This window comes from Nonomuraea maheshkhaliensis, from assembly GCF_039529435.1.
GTDB classification, from domain to species: domain Bacteria; phylum Actinomycetota; class Actinomycetes; order Streptosporangiales; family Streptosporangiaceae; genus Nonomuraea; species Nonomuraea maheshkhaliensis.
Genome location: NZ_BAAAMU010000115.1, coordinates 18,375 through 32,668, shown reverse-complemented (window position 1 = coordinate 32,668; position 14,294 = coordinate 18,375). Strand labels below are relative to the sequence as shown.

Genomic DNA, 14,294 nt, shown 5'->3' with positions numbered 1-14,294 from the left:
CCCGTTCGGCGGCGACAGCGGCGCGTTCGGCGTCAACCCCGGCCCAGGCGGCCCTGGCGGGCCAGGCGGTCCCGGCGGCGCGAACCCCGACTCCGGCGCGCCGGACGACGACAAGTCCGCGACCGGCAAGGGCCGCCGTTCCCGCAGGGGCAAGGCGGACAAGGGTGACAAGGACCCCGCCAAGGCCACGGACTCGTCCAAGAAGAAAGACGACGCCGGCGACGACACCACGTGGGTGCCGCAGAGCAAGGTGGGCTGGAGCCCGTACGACGAAGGGCAGCGCTCCCGCGCCCCGCTGTGGTTCGCGATCGGCGGAGTGCTGGTGCTCGGTCTGCTCGGCGGCGGCCTGGCCCTGATGTGGAACGCCGACGGTCCCGTGACGGCCGAGACCGCCGACACCCGCCAGACCTCGGCGCCGCTGCCGTCGGTCCCGGCCGGCAAGTACGGCTTCGCGGCCGCGCGCACCACCGACCCTGACGCGATCACGGTCAAGGAGGTCTTCGGCAAGAGGAAGAAGATCACGATCTCGGGCCGCAGCTACGAGATGACGATCACCAGCAAGGACAAGAAGTGCACCGACGGCGCTCTGGGCGACACCCTCCAGAAGGCGCTCAAGTCCGCCCAGTGCACCCAGTTCGTCCGCGCGAGCTTCCGCGACAAGTCCGCCACGGTGATCGGCACGGTCGGCGTCGCCAACCTCAAGACGAGCAAGCTGGCGACCAAGGTGGCCAAGGCCGGCGACACCAAGAACTACGTCAAGCCGCTCGCGGGCAAGGACACCGTCACGAAGTTCCTCGGCTCGGGCAGCGGCGGCGCGAAGATCTCGACGTACGGCCACTACGCGATCCTGTTCTGGTTCCAGAACAAGGACGGCACGAAGCCCGACGCGAAGGGGACGAAGCGGATCGCGCAGGCCATCAACGACATCAGCAAGGCCACCGTCTTCCAGGCCCTCGACAACCGGGCACTGACCGGAAGCCGGGCGGGCTGATCGGCATTGTGGGGCATAAGCGCCGGTAGAGGACTCGTGTTGCCGCTGGGAACATCCATACCGACATAACGATCTCGCTACTCTCGCTAGGCTCCAGCTATGCGTGGCCAGGAACCCGGGTCTGAGCACGATCACAGGGAAGCCGAACGCTCGGCCGCACCGGTGACGCCACCGCCGAGCTTCGGCCAGACCAACGGGCGAGACGTTCCACCGGCGTCCCCTTCGACCGACCCCTCAACCGACCCCGCGATCGACCCCCGGACCGGCGCTCCGACCGGCCCCTCAACCGGCCCCTCAACCGGCACCCGGTCCGCACCAGGGGCCGACACCGCGTCCGGCGCGCCAAGCGCCTCCTCAACCGACGCCTCATCCGGCACCCCGAGCGACTTCCCGTCCGACGCCGCGGGCGACTTCTCTACCGGCGGGTCCGCCGACGCCGAGGTGTCTCCGGTCGCCTCCGCCTTCCAGGGTTCGCCGGGAGGTCCTGAGGGGCCGTCCGGCGTCTCTCAGCCGTGGGAAGTGCCGGGCGACGACGCCGCCCCGTACGACTGGTACGCCGACCCCACCGACCCCGACCTCGCGGCCCAGGAGCCCTCCGGCGGCTCGCGCCCCGGCCACCAGCCGCACGCACCGTCCTCGCCCGGCTCCGCCTTCGGCCGGCCCGCCACCGACCCCTCCTGGCAGCCCCCGCACCACACCCAGCCCGGCTCCGGCGCCGGCCAACCATGGCCTGCACCACACCACCCCGGAGCCGAAACCGCCCAGCCGTGGTCACCGCACCCAGCGCAAGCGGGGACGGACCAGCCATGGTCACCGCCGCACCACCCCGGAGCTGAGACTGGCCAGCCCTGGGCAGCCGCCGAGCACGCCCAGCCGGACGCCAACCAACCATGGCCGGCGCCGCACACGCCCCAGGCCGAAGCCGGGCAGCCGTGGTCGCCGCCCCCAGGTCCAACGGGGACCGACCAACCGTGGCCGGCACCGCACCACCCCGGAGCCGAGACCGGCCAACCCTGGACAGCCGCCCCCAACGCCCAACCCGACGCCAACCAACCATGGCCGCCCTCGCACCACCCCCAGGCCGGGAGTGACCAGATCCGGCCGGGTCGGATCCATGAGGTGCGGCCGTGGGACGCCGCCGGGGCGGATCCCGGTGGGCATCCTGGCGATCCTGGTGGTCATCCCGGCGGTCCCGGTGGACGACCCGGCGATCCCGGTAGGCAGCTCGGCGGTCCCAGCGGGCAGCCTGGCGCCTGGCCGGTGGAGCCCGTGGTGCCCGGTGCGCCGCCCTGGGAGCCACCCCCCGCCTTCACCGCCGCCGCGGCGGGCATGCCGGTGTGGCCCGCACCGCTCTCCGACCCCCACGCCATGCCTCCCTGGCCGGCCGCCACGGGCGAGCTGGTGGCTGACCCCGACTCCGACGAGCCGGGCCCGCTGGCCGCGCCCTTCGACGCGAGCGCCACCCAGCCGGAGGGCCTCACCCACCCGGCCCACTACTTCGACCCGGACGCCACGCAACGGGACGCGATCCACCACCTCCACGCGGACGACACGCCTCCCGACGGCATGCCCGCCCACAAGAACACGGCCGCCACGCCCACCGGCCATGCGGGCACCCCGGGCCATCCCGACGCCGTTGGCCACTCCGGTGTCCCGGGTCATCCGGGTGCCCCAGACCATCCCGGCATCCCGGGCTATCCGGGCATCTCGGATCCAGCAGGCCGACCGGGTGCCGAAGGTAGCCCGGCAACACCTCCAGGCGCCGGGCACCCGCACGACCGTGAACTCCAGGACCCACAGGCCCACGACGGCCGCCCCCTGACGCCGGCCGAGCACGATCGAGCGGCCTCGGCACACACCGGCCCCGACGACCACGCCTCGGGGTCGGCGCATGCCGAGCAGGCGTCCGGCCGCTCCGACGGCTTCGCGGGCCCCGGTGGCCCCGAGCCCACCGACACAGTGCCAGGTGGCCTCCGGCCCGGCAGCCCCGAACCTGCGGACACAGTGCCCGGCGGCCTCCGACCCAGCGGCCCCGGGTCCATCGGCACGGCGCCCGGCGACACGGTGCCCGGCGGTCTCCGACCCGGCGTCACCGTCTCCGGGCGCGCGACCTCCGAGGACGCCCACCCCGGCGACCCCCAGACCACCGACCCGCACTCCACCCACGACCAGACACCCGGCCACGGCCTGAGCCCGGTTTCTGGCCAGGGTGCAAGCCAAGGAGCCGGTCAGGCCCCGGGACAGGGAACAAGCCAGAGCGGTGGCCGAGGTCCTGACCAGGGATCCGGCCAAGGGGTAAGCCAAGGCCCCGGCGCGGGATCAGGCCAAGGTCCCGCTCAAGGACCCGGCCAAGGGCGACAAGGGCCCGGCTCGAAGCCGTCCGAACTCCCCTACCTCCCCGCCCCCATCGCCGCCACCCGCGACCCCTCCGCCAAACCGGCCCACTACTTCGACCCGAACGCGGCCAAGACAGAGGCCGCCAGCCAGAACCCACCCTTCGACCCCAACTCCACCAACCCATCCGTCCGCCCCCCGGAGCCAGGCGACGTACCCGTCTGGCCCCCCAATCCTCCGACCGGTGACAAACTGCCCGAGCTCCCGTTCTCGAGAGACACCTGGGGCCACAAGCCCTCGACCTCTTTCGACGTCCCCAAGCCCCCAGCGGGCGGCCTCCCGTTCCCGCCAGGAGCGTTCAAGCAGCCCCCGTTCCAGACCCCGCCCCCACCACCTCCCCCGCCCAGGAGCAAACGGGCGCTGCTCGTCACGCTCGGCGCGCTGGCCCTGGCCGGCGTGGCCACGGGCGGGTTCTTCGCCGTCCAGGCGATGAACTCCGCCGCGCCGCCGCCGGTGGCCGCCTCGCCCGCGCCGGCGAGCCCGAGTGTCGCCGAGGAGTCCGCGGCCCCGCCGGCCGACCTGGCCGGCACGTCGGTGCTCGACTCCGAGGAGAGCGATCCGCAGAAGCTGTCGTTGTCGGAGGCCTTCCCGAAGAAGAAGGTGAGTGCGGCGGGCACGACGTTCACCAGGGTCAAGGCCCACATGGAGACGACCTGCGACAAGGCCGCGACCGGCGCCTTCGCCGACGCGCTGAAAGAGCAGAAGTGCAGCCGCGTGCTCAGGGCGACGTACGTCGACAGCAAGCGCCGCTACGCCGTCACCACGGGCCTGGCCGTCCTGCCGGACAAGAACGCCGCCACCACCGCGGACCAGGCGAAGGACCTGTCGAACAACGTCTGGTTCCGCCCGCTGCCCGGCGCGTCCGGTTCGGGCGGCGAGCGCGTGCACATCGCCGGCGGTTACGCGGCGGGCCTGGTCTGGGGCCGCTACATCGTGTTCAGCTACGCCACCTACGCCGACGGTCACACGCCGACGGCCAAGGAGAAGACGCTGCCGAAGGTCAGCGGCGCGTTCAGGGACCAGATCTCACTCGTCCTGGAACGCCGCATCACCAAGGGCTGAACCCTGGCTGGGGCCTACCTGGCCAGGAACTCCCCGGCGCGGCGATACGTCGGCCAGGAGCTACCCGGCCGGGAGCCGGCAACCCGACCGGCATCTACTCGGCCGGAAGCTGCTCGGACGCCGTCCGGACCCGTCGCGTCGCCACCGCGCGCGCGGCGAGTCCGGACGGCGCCGGATAGCCCACCTCTTCCAGGCAGAGCCCATGCGCCGGCGCCACATGCACCCCCGAGTCACGCACCCCCCGCCGCAGCACCTCACCAGGCCACTCCACCGGCCGCCGCCCGTCCCCGGCCGCCAGCAGCGACCCGACCAGCGCACGCACCATGGAGTGGCAGAAGGCGTCGGCGACGACGGTGGCGACCAGCACCCCGTCCGGCCCGCGCACCCAGTCCAGCCGCTGCAGCTCCCTGATCGTGGTGGCGCCCTCGCGCTTCTTGCAGAACGCGGCGAAGTCGTGCTCACCGAGCAGCCGCGCCGCGGCGTCGTTGAGCGCGCCGAGGTCCAGGGGCCGGTTGTGCCAGACGATCTCCCAGCGGCGCAGCGGGTCGACGCCTCCAGGCGCGTCACTCACGCGGTACGCGTACCGCCGGAACATCGCCGAGAACCGTGCGTCAAAGCCCTCAGGAGCCACGGAGACCCGATATATCCGCACATCTGGCTCCAGGACACCACCGAGCCGTCTCACGAGCGCAGAGAGCCGCTCATCGATGCCCAGCGGCCCCCGGTTCCCGTCGAGCTCCCCCAGCCGCTCCTCCGGCACGTCCACGTGAGCCACCTGCCCCCGCGCGTGCACCCCCGCGTCGGTACGCCCGGCCACGGTCAGCATGGCAGGCTCGCCGAGGCGCAGGATCCGTCCGAGTGCCCGCTCGATCTCCCCCTGCACCGTACGCAGCCCCGGCTGCCTGGCCCAGCCGGAGAAGCCGGTCCCGTCGTACGCGAGGTCGAGGCGGAGCCGTACCACGATGTTCCCTCCCGGGGATGAAAAACGGGCCCGGACCCCCGTCAGGGGATCCGGGCCCGCCTCAGCCGTGCTGAACCTCAGACCTGAAGATCAGGCCTCGTCCTTCTTCGCCTCGGCGGCCGGGGCCTCCTCGGCGGCGGCCTCCGGAGCCTCGGCGGTCTCGGCCTTGGCCTCGGCAGGGGCCTCGGTCTCCGCGGGAGCCTCGGTCTCCTCGGCGGCCGGAGCCGCGGGGGCGGCCGCGGCGGCGGGCGCCTCGGTGGCGCGGGTCGTGACGCCGCCCAGCGGCTCGCTCACCAGCTCGATGATCGCCATCGGGGCGTTGTCGCCCTTACGCGCACCGATCTTGGTGATGCGGGTGTAGCCGCCGGGACGCTCGGCGAACGTCGTCGCGATCTCGGTGAAGAGGTGGTGGACCACGCCCTTGTCCCGAACGACGGTCAGGACCTGGCGACGGTTGTGGATGTCGCCCTTCTTCGCCTTGGTGATCAGGCGCTCCGCGACGGGACGCAGGCGCTTGGCCTTGGCCACCGTCGTGCGGATCCGGCCGTGGCGGAACAGATCGGTGGCGAGGTTCGCCAGGATCAGCCGCTCGTGCGCCGGGCTTCCGCCAAGACGCGCACCCTTGGTGGGCTTGGGCATGTCATCTCTCCTTGGGGTTCACCCGCCCCGGCCGTGCCAGGTACCGGGGTCGGGCCGCCAGGCCCCCGGCGGGGGCCCGCGCTATCTGGATCAGTACTGCTCGGTCTCGACGTACGCGCTGTCGTCGTCGTCGTAGCCGCCGCCGGCCACCGCGCTCGGGTCGAACCCGGGCGGGGAGTCCTTGAGCGCCAGCGACATCTCGTGCAGCTTCTGCTTGACCTCTTCGATCGACTTGGCGCCGAAATTCCTTATGTCGAGAAGGTCCTGCTCGCTGCGGGCGACGAGCTCACCCACGGTGTGGATGCCCTCGCGCTTGAGGCAGTTGTAGGAGCGAACGGTCAGGTTCAGCTCCTCGATCGGCAGCGCCAGGTCGGCCGCCAGGGCGGCGTCGGTCGGCGACGGGCCGATGTCGATGCCCTCGGCCTCGACGTTGAGCTCGCGGGCCAGGCCGAAGAGCTCGACGAGGGTCTTGCCGGCGGAGGCCACCGCGTCGCGGGGCTTCATCGCGGGCTTGGTCTCGACGTCGAGGATGAGCCGGTCGAAGTCGGTACGCTGCTCGACTCGGGTCGCCTCGACCTTGTAGGTGACCTTGAGCACCGGGGAGTAGATCGAGTCGATCGGAATCCGGCCGATCTCCTGGCCCGGCTGCTTGTTCTGAGCGGCGGAGACGTAGCCGCGACCGCGCTCGACGGTCAGCTCCATCTCCAGCTTCGCCTTGCCGTTGAGCGTGGCGATGCGCAGCTCGGGGTTGTGCACCTCGACACCGGCCGGAGGCGCGATGTCGGCGGCGGTGACCTCACCCGGGCCCTGCTTGCGCAGGTACATCACGACCGGCTCGTCGTGCTCGGAGGAGACGACCAGTTCCTTGAGGTTGAGGATGATGTCGGTGACGTCTTCCTTGACCCCGGGAACGGTCGAGAACTCGTGCAGCACGCCCTCGATGCGAATGCTCGTCACGGCCGCGCCCGGAATGGACGACAGCAGCGTGCGGCGCAGCGAGTTGCCGATGGTGTAGCCGAAGCCCGGCTCCAGCGGCTCGATGACGAATCGGGACCGGGTGTCGTCGATCGACTCTTCGAGGAGAGTCGGGCGCTGAGCGATCAGCATGTGTGGGTTCTCCCCTTTTTCGTGTGGCGACCGCTATATGACGCCACTCCGATGAAAAGCATAGTTGAGGCACGGAAATCCGTGCCTCAACCACCACTCACTTCGAGTAGTACTCGACGATGAGCTGCTCCTGAACCTGGGTGTCGATCTGCTGGCGAACCGGCAGCTGGTGAACCAGGACGCGGAGCTTGTCCGGCACGACGCCGAGCCACGCGGGAACCGTGCGCTCGCCGGCGGTGGCGCGAGCCACCTCGTACGGCAGCAGGTTGCGCTTGGTCTCGCGGACCTCGATGATGTCGTGCTCGCGAACGCGGTAGGACGGGATGTCGACCTTCTTGCCGTTCACCAGGAAGTGTCCGTGACGGACCTGCTGGCGGGCGGCGTCGCGCGACTGCGCGAACCCGGCGCGGTAGACGACGTTGTCGAGACGGCTCTCCAGGATCTGGAGCAGCACCTCACCCGACTTGCCGGTCTTGCCCGCGGCCTCCTCGTAGTAGTTGTGGAACTGCTTCTCGAGGACGCCGTAGATGCGGCGGGTCTTCTGCTTCTCGCGAAGCTGAAGCTGGTACTCGGTGTCCTTCGGACGACCGCGACCGTGCTCACCCGGCGGGTAAGGACGGATCTCGATGGGGCACTTGGCGGACTCGCACTTGCTGCCCTTGAGGAAGAGCTTGGTCTTCTCGCGACGGCAGAGCTTGCAGTCCGCGCCCGTGTAACGAGCCATTTCTCACTATCTCCTGGGCTGAGTCAGACGCGGCGGCGCTTCGGCGGCCGGCAACCGTTGTGCGGAACCGGGGTGACGTCCTGGATCGAACCCACTTCGAGGCCGGTGGCCTGCAGCGAGCGGATCGCGGTCTCACGGCCGGAGCCGGGACCCTTCACGAAGACGTCGACCTTGCGCATGCCGTGCTCCATGGCGCGGCGGGCGGCGTTCTCGGCGGCCATCTGGGCGGCGAACGGGGTGGACTTACGGGAGCCCTTGAAACCCACGTGGCCGGCGCTGGCCCAGGAGATCACGTTCCCGTTGGGGTCGGTGATCGAAACGATCGTGTTGTTGAACGTGCTCTTGATGTGGGCGTGCCCATGAGCGACGTTCTTCTTCTCCTTGCGGCGCACCTTCTTCGGCGCACCCTGGCGGCTCTTAGGAGGCATCCTTGGCCTTCACTCCTGAGGTCTTCGGTCCTGCGGCTGCGAGGACTACTTCTTACCGGGCTTCTTCTTGCCGGCGACGGTCTTCTTCTTGCCCTTACGGGTGCGCGCGTTGGTCTGCGTGCGCTGACCGTGGACGGGCAGACCCTTGCGGTGCCTGATGCCCTGGTAGCAACCGATTTCGATCTTGCGACGGATGTCGGCCTGGACCTCGCGGCGCAGGTCACCCTCGATCTTGTAGTTCGCCTCGATGTAGTCACGCATCGGGACGAGCTCGGTGTCGGAGAGCTGGTGCACGCGGAGGTCGCCGCTCACGCCGGTGGCCTGGAGGATCTCCAGGGCGCGGGTGCGGCCGATTCCGTAGATGTAGGTGAGAGCGATCTCCAGCCGCTTGTCGCGGGGGAGGTCGACGCCAACCAGGCGAGCCATGGTCGGGCATTCTCCTTCTTTGTGGCGGAGGTCTTGCGCCGCACTACCCCTCCCCAATGCCCGGGGTGAGGGCCCCGGCCTCCGACCGGGGGTCTCCTGAACGGTTCGGGCGCTCACGCGGCCGCCTGTTCAGGTGTGTGACGCGACTACTGATTCAGGCTTCTCATACGTCGAGCCCGCACCCTGCCGGGGCGGACTCGGAGAAGCCTTGCGGCGACTAACCCTGACGCTGCTTGTGGCGCAGGTTGTCGCAGATCACCATGACGCGACCGTGCCGGCGGATCACCTTGCACTTGTCGCAGATCTTCTTGACGCTCGGCTTTACCTTCATTGTCCTTTGTTCCTCAGACGTCTTACTTGTATCGGTAGACGATCCGCCCACGACTGAGGTCGTAGGGGCTCAGTTCAACGACTACCCGGTCGTCGGGAAGAATCCGGATGTAGTGCATCCGCATGCGTCCGCTGATGTGGGCCAGGACTTTGTGGCCGTTGTCGAGCTGCACCCGGAACATGGCGTTCGGGAGCGATTCGACCACAGTGCCCTCGATCTCGATGGCGCCGTCTTTCTTGGCCAAAATTCCTCGCGTTTCACTGATCGGTCGTCTGAGGCTCCGGTTCACTACGCAGCCGCGACCTTCACGCTTCGAAGAGAGCGACGGCCGACGAGGGCCGCCGACGCGTGGAAAGTCATAGTGAGCCGACTAAGGAGTGTACGACACCTGAGCCAAAAACGCGAAACGCGTGCCAGGTGTCCTGACACAACCATGTAAGAGTCTACCCCACGTGGCGAATCCTCAGGCCACACGACGCGAGGCCCGCCGGCGTCATGCCGGGCGGGCCTCGTTCCTCCCCCTTCGGTACGGGGAGAACATCTAGTAGATGCGGTGCGAGGGGCCGCAGTACGTGGACTTCCCGCCCCAGCACGTGTAGGTGTAGATCTTCTTGATCCCCTTGCCGGACCAGGTCGCGTCGTACGAGCCGTTCCACCGGTGGGAGAACTTGTACCACTTGCCGCCGGAGTAGTACTTGAACCAGACGTAGCCGTACTTGGGCGAGTACTCCTTGCCGTACCAGTGGGTGTAGACCTTGCCGCCGTACTTGTAGGTCTTGCCGTAGGTGTAGGCCTTGTGGTTGCTGGAGTAGTACTTGCCCCAGCTGCCCTGGGAGCCGGTGGCGGTGGCAGTGCTGCTGACCGTGCCGGCGGCCGTGCCGGTGGCGGCCTGCGCGGCGGGGGCCGCGGCGAGGCCGGCGATGGTGACGGAGCCGGCGATGGCGGCGGCCGCGAGAATCTTGCGCATGGGATGTCCTCCGTGAGTCGTGCTGTTCGACACACCTCACGGTAGAAATCCCGGCGGATCCGGACTGCGCACGAATGCACAGAGTGCACAACAGCACAGAACCCGCCAGAGCGGCCTAGGCGCGCTTCTTGTTCCCGTCGCCGCCGAAGACGGTGCTGATCAGCAGGATCACACCCCACGGCCCCATCACCCACAGCGGCCACGGATAGATCGCGTGGCCGCTCGTCAGGCTCACGATCAGCCAGACCGTCCAGTTGATGCCGGCCACCGCCGCCCACGCGCTCCAGGCGGCCTTCATGCCGGGGTGCATGCCGCGCCGCTCGGGCGCCGGGGGGGTGGCCTTGGCCGGCAGGCGGCGCATGTCGACGTCCGGCAGGTCCGACGTCAGCTTGGCCAGCTCACCGTAGGTCTTGCTCTTGTAGAGCGACTCCAGCCGCTCGTTGAACTCGTCCATGGTGATGCGGCCCTGCGCGGTGTGCTCGCGGAGGATGGCGGCGACCCGGTCACGGTCGGCGTCGGAGGCACGCATCTCGGGACTGTTCGCCATCCCACCACTCCCGGGCTAGATCTGCAGTTGAGCGAGGCGCTCTTCGCCCCCATCCAGTGCGGTAAGCACCCAAGGTCCATTATGTGTCACCGCGACGCTGTGCTCGAAGTGTGCGGAGGACTTCCCGTCGACCGTCACCACGGTCCAGTCGTCGGCCAGCACGCGGGTGCGCTCGGTGCCCAGGTTGACCATGGGCTCGATGGCCAGGCACATGCCCTCTTCGAGCGCCGGGCCCCGGCCCGGCTTGCCGTGGTTGGCGATCCACGGGTCCATGTGCATCTCGGTGCCGATGCCGTGGCCGCCGTACTCGGGCGGGATGCCGAAGCGTCCCTGGGACTTGACGTAGCGCTCGATCTCGTAGCCGATGTCCGACAGGTGGCGGCCGGGCTTGAGAGCGGCGATGCCGCGCCACATGGCCTCCTCCGTGATCCGCATCAGCTCGGTCAGCTTGGGGTCCACCTCGCCGACCGGGACCGTGACGGCGGAGTCGCCGTGCCAGCCCTCCAGGATCGCGCCGCAGTCGATCGAGATGATGTCGCCCTCACGCAGCTTGCGTACGGCGGTCGGGATGCCGTGCACGACCTCGTCGTTGACCGACGCGCAGATCGTGGCGGGAAAGCCCTGGTAGCCCTTGAACGACGGGATCGCGCCCTCGTCCCTGATCGCCTTCTCGGCGATCACGTCGAGGTCCAGCGGCGTCATCCCGGGCTCGACCGAGCGCCGCAGCAGTTCGAGCGTGCGCCCGACCACCAGCCCCGCCGCCCGCATCTTCTCCAGCTGCTCCGGCGACTTGATCTGGATGCCGTGTCTGTTGCGCTTGAACATCTCTTGCCCCCCTGGGTCTCAACGGGCCACGGTGGGGGCCCAATTCCCCCCACAATAGCCGCGAGGTGGCACGGAAACCCGTGCCACCTCCGCGAATCAGTCGGATGAAGCGCTCAGCCCATGAACGGCCGGATCGCGTCCATGGCCCGCTGCGTGACCTCCTCGACCGGACCGGTCGCGTCGACGCCCACCAGGATGCCCTCGTCGGCGTAGTAGGAGACCAACGGCGCCGTCTGCTCCTGGTAGACCTCCAGGCGGTGCCTGACGGTCTCCTCCTTGTCGTCGTCACGCTGGAACAGCGCGCCCCCGCACGCGTCACACCTGTCGTCCTTCTTGTCATCGAACTCGACGTGCCAGATGCGGCCGCACTGGCTGCAGGTGCGCCTGCCGGCCAGCCGCCTGACCACCTCGTCGTCGTCCACGACGAGTTCGAGCACGAGGTCGAGCGCCTGGCCCCAGTCCTTGAGCATGTCGCGCAGGATCTCCGCCTGCGCGACGTTCCTCGGGAAGCCGTCGAGCAGGAAGCCGTCCTGCGCGTCGTCCTCGGACAGACGGTCACGGACCATGGCGATGGTGACCTCGTCGGGCACCAGGTCACCACGGTCCATGTACGTCTTGGCCAGCTTGCCGAGATCCGTGCCGCCCGAGACGTTGGCACGGAAGATGTCACCTGTCGAGATTTTCGGGATGGACAGGTTCGATGCGATGTACTGGGCCTGTGTCCCCTTACCCGCTCCGGGGGGCCCGACCAAGACGAGCCGCACTACCGCAGGAAACCTTCGTAGTTACGCTGCTGCAGCTGGCTCTCGATCTGCTTCACCGTGTCCAGACCGACGCCTACCATGATCAGAATGCTCGTCCCTCCGAACGGGAAGTTCTGGCTCGCACCGGCCACCGCCAGCGCGACGATCGGGACCATGGAGATGAGACCCAGATAGAGCGCGCCTGGCGCGGTCAGACGGGTGAGCACGAAGTTCAGGTATTCAGCCGTCGGACGGCCGGGGCGGATGCCCGGAATGAACCCACCGTACTTCTTCATGTTGTCGGCGACTTCAGTGGGGTTGAAGGTAATCGACACGTAGAAGTAGGTGAAGAAGATGATCAGCAGGAAGAACGTGGTCATGTAGATGGGCGTGTCGCCCGTGGCCAGGTTCTGCGAGATCCAGGTGATCACCACGTTGTCGCTGGTCTGGAACAGCGAGGTGATGAGCTGCGGCAGGTAGAGCAGCGAGGAGGCGAAGATGACGGGGATGATGCCCGCCTGGTTGACCTTCAGCGGGATGTAGGTGGAGGTGCCGCCGTACATCCTGCGGCCGACCATGCGCTTGGCGTACTGCACCGGGATGCGGCGCTGCGCCTGCTCCACGAAGACGACCGCGGCGATCATGAAGACACCGACGATCATCACCACGGCGAAGGTGAACTTGTTCGCCTGGAAGATGTTGGCCAGCTCGGACGGGAAGACCGCCACGACCTGGGTGAAGATCAGGATGGACATGCCGTTGCCGACGCCCCGGTCGGTGATGAGCTCGCCGAGCCACATGATCACGGACGTGCCCGCGGTCATGATGATGACCATCGTCACGATCTGGAAGATGTTGTCGGGGTCGAGCAGGACGTCCTGCTGGCAGTTGGGGAAAAGCTGCCCGGTACGGGCCAGCGCGATGAAAGCCGTCGACTGGAGAACCGCGAGACCGATGGTCAGATAACGCGTATACTGCGTGATCTTGGTCTGGCCGGACTGGCCTTCCTTCTTCAGCGCCTCCAGCCGCGGGATCACCACGACGAGCAATTGCAGAATGATGCTCGCGGTGATGTACGGCATGATGCCCAGCGCGAACACCGACAGCTTCAGCAACGCGCCGCCGCTGAACAGCTGGACCATCCCGTAGATGTTGCCGGTTTCGCCACTACGGGCCTGGTCGAAACAGGCGGCGAGGTTTTGGACGTGGACTCCCGGGGTCGGCAGAACCGAGCCGAGACGGAAAAGCGCGATGATGCCCAGGGTGAAGAGCAACTTCTTGCGCAGGTCCGGTGTCCGGAACGCCCGGGTAAACGCGGTCAGCACGGTCCCTCCTGCGCGCCTTTACGGCGTTGTGAGTAAGCGATGGTGCGGGGATCTGCCATCTGAAGTCTCATGTCGAACGAGCCGGACAGAAGCCTGCCGTCTCGCGAACTCTAACGCACTACGGGCGTGGGGGCCCATTGTCAAAGCCCCCACGCCTCGTCATAGCGTTACTACAGCTCGGTAACGGAACCACCGGCAGCGGCGATCTTCTCCTTCGCGGCGGACGAGAAGGCGTGAGCCTGCACGTTCACCGCGACCGAGATGTCACCGGTGCCGAGCACCTTCACGAGCTGGTTCTTGCGAACAGCACCCTTGGCGACCAGCGCCTCGACGGTGACCTCGCCACCCTCGGGGAACAGCTCGCCGAGCCTGTCGAGGTTGACGACCTGGTAGGTCGTCTTGAACAGGGCGTTGGAGAAGCCCTTGAGCTTCGGCAGACGCCTCTGCAGCGGCACCTGGCCACCCTCGAAACCGAGGGGGACCGTCGTGCGCGCGTGGCTGCCCTTGGTGCCACGGCCGGCGGTCTTGCCCTTCGACGCCTCGCCACGACCCTTGCGGATCTTGGCCCTGTTGGCGCCGGGAGCAGGACGCAGGTCGTGGATCTTGAGCGGAGCAGCGTTGTTGGAGCTGTCAGTCATGTCAGTCGACCTCTTCCACCTCGACGAGGTGCGTCACCACGGAGACCATGCCGCGAATCTCGGGCCGATCCTCCTTGACGACGACGTCGCCGATTCGCTTCAGGCCAAGCGAACGAAGCGAGTCACGCTGGTTCTGCTTGCCACCGATCTTCGAGCGAACCTGAGTGATCTTCAGGCGTGCCATGA

16 protein-coding genes and 1 pseudogene are annotated in these 14,294 nt (G+C 68.4%); 2 read left to right on the top strand and 15 right to left on the bottom strand.

The window, feature by feature from the left end; genetic code table 11:
* Both ABFX54_RS44735 and ABFX54_RS44730 read left to right on the top strand, forming a co-directional pair.
* Positions 1-991, top strand: a pseudogene (locus tag ABFX54_RS44735) (hypothetical protein); the annotation flags it as partial.
* Between the two features lie 1,272 nt (positions 992-2,263).
* Positions 2,264-4,447, top strand: a complete 2,184-nt coding sequence (locus ABFX54_RS44730) for a hypothetical protein (RefSeq protein WP_346113076.1) — start codon at positions 2,264-2,266, stop codon at positions 4,445-4,447.
* A gap of 94 nt (positions 4,448-4,541) precedes the next feature.
* Here ABFX54_RS44730 and truA read toward each other — a convergent pair whose 3' ends face one another.
* The 15 genes from truA to rpmD form a co-directional block, all read right to left on the bottom strand.
* Complete coding sequence (gene truA / locus ABFX54_RS44725) at positions 4,542-5,408, bottom strand: tRNA pseudouridine(38-40) synthase TruA (RefSeq protein ID WP_346113075.1); 867 nt, start codon at positions 5,406-5,408, stop codon at positions 4,542-4,544.
* Positions 5,409-5,498: 90 nt separating this feature from the next.
* Positions 5,499-6,047: a 50S ribosomal protein L17 gene (gene rplQ / locus ABFX54_RS44720; protein WP_346113073.1), complete on the bottom strand. Its 549-nt coding sequence runs from the start codon at positions 6,045-6,047 to the stop codon at positions 5,499-5,501.
* 90 nt (positions 6,048-6,137) lie between these two features.
* On the bottom strand, positions 6,138-7,154 hold the full coding sequence (locus ABFX54_RS44715) for a DNA-directed RNA polymerase subunit alpha (protein WP_103960866.1): 1,017 nt from the start codon (positions 7,152-7,154) through the stop codon (positions 6,138-6,140).
* 97 nt (positions 7,155-7,251) lie between these two features.
* Positions 7,252-7,878 (bottom strand): 30S ribosomal protein S4, encoded by a 627-nt coding sequence (gene rpsD, locus ABFX54_RS44710; protein WP_346113072.1) that lies wholly within the window; start codon positions 7,876-7,878, stop codon positions 7,252-7,254.
* Between the two features lie 23 nt (positions 7,879-7,901).
* Entirely contained in the window at positions 7,902-8,306 is a 405-nt protein-coding gene (gene rpsK / locus ABFX54_RS44705; protein WP_020542285.1) for a 30S ribosomal protein S11, read from the bottom strand.
* A 45-nt stretch (positions 8,307-8,351) separates the two neighbouring features.
* On the bottom strand, positions 8,352-8,732 hold the full coding sequence (gene rpsM, locus ABFX54_RS44700) for a 30S ribosomal protein S13 (RefSeq protein ID WP_106236112.1): 381 nt from the start codon (positions 8,730-8,732) through the stop codon (positions 8,352-8,354).
* A 217-nt stretch (positions 8,733-8,949) separates the two neighbouring features.
* The gene (rpmJ, locus tag ABFX54_RS44695) at positions 8,950-9,063 is read right to left on the bottom strand and encodes a 50S ribosomal protein L36 (RefSeq protein ID WP_003956441.1); all 114 of its coding nucleotides are present in this window, start codon (positions 9,061-9,063) and stop codon (positions 8,950-8,952) included.
* Positions 9,064-9,085: 22 nt separating this feature from the next.
* Positions 9,086-9,307 (bottom strand): translation initiation factor IF-1, encoded by a 222-nt coding sequence (gene infA, locus ABFX54_RS44690; protein ID WP_012887858.1) that lies wholly within the window; start codon positions 9,305-9,307, stop codon positions 9,086-9,088.
* A gap of 297 nt (positions 9,308-9,604) precedes the next feature.
* Positions 9,605-10,030 (bottom strand): hypothetical protein, encoded by a 426-nt coding sequence (locus ABFX54_RS44685; protein WP_346113071.1) that lies wholly within the window; start codon positions 10,028-10,030, stop codon positions 9,605-9,607.
* A 115-nt stretch (positions 10,031-10,145) separates the two neighbouring features.
* Positions 10,146-10,577 (bottom strand): DUF1707 SHOCT-like domain-containing protein, encoded by a 432-nt coding sequence (locus ABFX54_RS44680; RefSeq protein ID WP_346113070.1) that lies wholly within the window; start codon positions 10,575-10,577, stop codon positions 10,146-10,148.
* A 15-nt stretch (positions 10,578-10,592) separates the two neighbouring features.
* Positions 10,593-11,402 (bottom strand): type I methionyl aminopeptidase, encoded by an 810-nt coding sequence (gene map / locus ABFX54_RS44675; protein WP_346113069.1) that lies wholly within the window; start codon positions 11,400-11,402, stop codon positions 10,593-10,595.
* 113 nt (positions 11,403-11,515) lie between these two features.
* Complete coding sequence (locus ABFX54_RS44670; RefSeq protein WP_346113068.1) at positions 11,516-12,166, bottom strand: adenylate kinase; 651 nt, start codon at positions 12,164-12,166, stop codon at positions 11,516-11,518.
* Positions 12,166-13,470, bottom strand: a complete 1,305-nt coding sequence (gene secY / locus ABFX54_RS44665) for a preprotein translocase subunit SecY (protein WP_346113067.1) — start codon at positions 13,468-13,470, stop codon at positions 12,166-12,168. The genes ABFX54_RS44670 and secY overlap by 1 nt, the downstream gene beginning before the upstream one ends.
* 170 nt (positions 13,471-13,640) lie before the next feature.
* Positions 13,641-14,108, bottom strand: a complete 468-nt coding sequence (rplO, locus tag ABFX54_RS44660) for a 50S ribosomal protein L15 (RefSeq protein ID WP_346113066.1) — start codon at positions 14,106-14,108, stop codon at positions 13,641-13,643.
* Between the two features lies 1 nt (position 14,109).
* On the bottom strand, positions 14,110-14,292 hold the full coding sequence (gene rpmD, locus ABFX54_RS44655) for a 50S ribosomal protein L30 (protein ID WP_080043226.1): 183 nt from the start codon (positions 14,290-14,292) through the stop codon (positions 14,110-14,112).
* Positions 14,293-14,294: the final 2 nt, after the last annotated feature.

Coding starts and splice junctions, on each gene's coding strand:
- rpmD (WP_080043226.1), bottom strand. CDS start 14,292: ATGGCACGCCTGAAGATCACTCAGGTTCGCTCGAAGATCGGTGGCAAG.
- rpsM (WP_106236112.1), bottom strand. CDS start 8,732: ATGGCTCGCCTGGTTGGCGTCGACCTCCCCCGCGACAAGCGGCTGGAG.
- rpsD (WP_346113072.1), bottom strand. CDS start 7,878: ATGGCTCGTTACACGGGCGCGGACTGCAAGCTCTGCCGTCGCGAGAAG.
- rpsK (WP_020542285.1), bottom strand. CDS start 8,306: ATGCCTCCTAAGAGCCGCCAGGGTGCGCCGAAGAAGGTGCGCCGCAAG.
- rplQ (WP_346113073.1), bottom strand. CDS start 6,047: ATGCCCAAGCCCACCAAGGGTGCGCGTCTTGGCGGAAGCCCGGCGCAC.
- ABFX54_RS44680 (WP_346113070.1), bottom strand. CDS start 10,577: ATGGCGAACAGTCCCGAGATGCGTGCCTCCGACGCCGACCGTGACCGG.
- ABFX54_RS44685 (WP_346113071.1), bottom strand. CDS start 10,030: ATGCGCAAGATTCTCGCGGCCGCCGCCATCGCCGGCTCCGTCACCATC.
- rplO (WP_346113066.1), bottom strand. CDS start 14,108: ATGACTGACAGCTCCAACAACGCTGCTCCGCTCAAGATCCACGACCTG.
- rpmJ (WP_003956441.1), bottom strand. CDS start 9,063: ATGAAGGTAAAGCCGAGCGTCAAGAAGATCTGCGACAAGTGCAAGGTG.
- ABFX54_RS44715 (WP_103960866.1), bottom strand. CDS start 7,154: ATGCTGATCGCTCAGCGCCCGACTCTCCTCGAAGAGTCGATCGACGAC.
- map (WP_346113069.1), bottom strand. CDS start 11,402: ATGTTCAAGCGCAACAGACACGGCATCCAGATCAAGTCGCCGGAGCAG.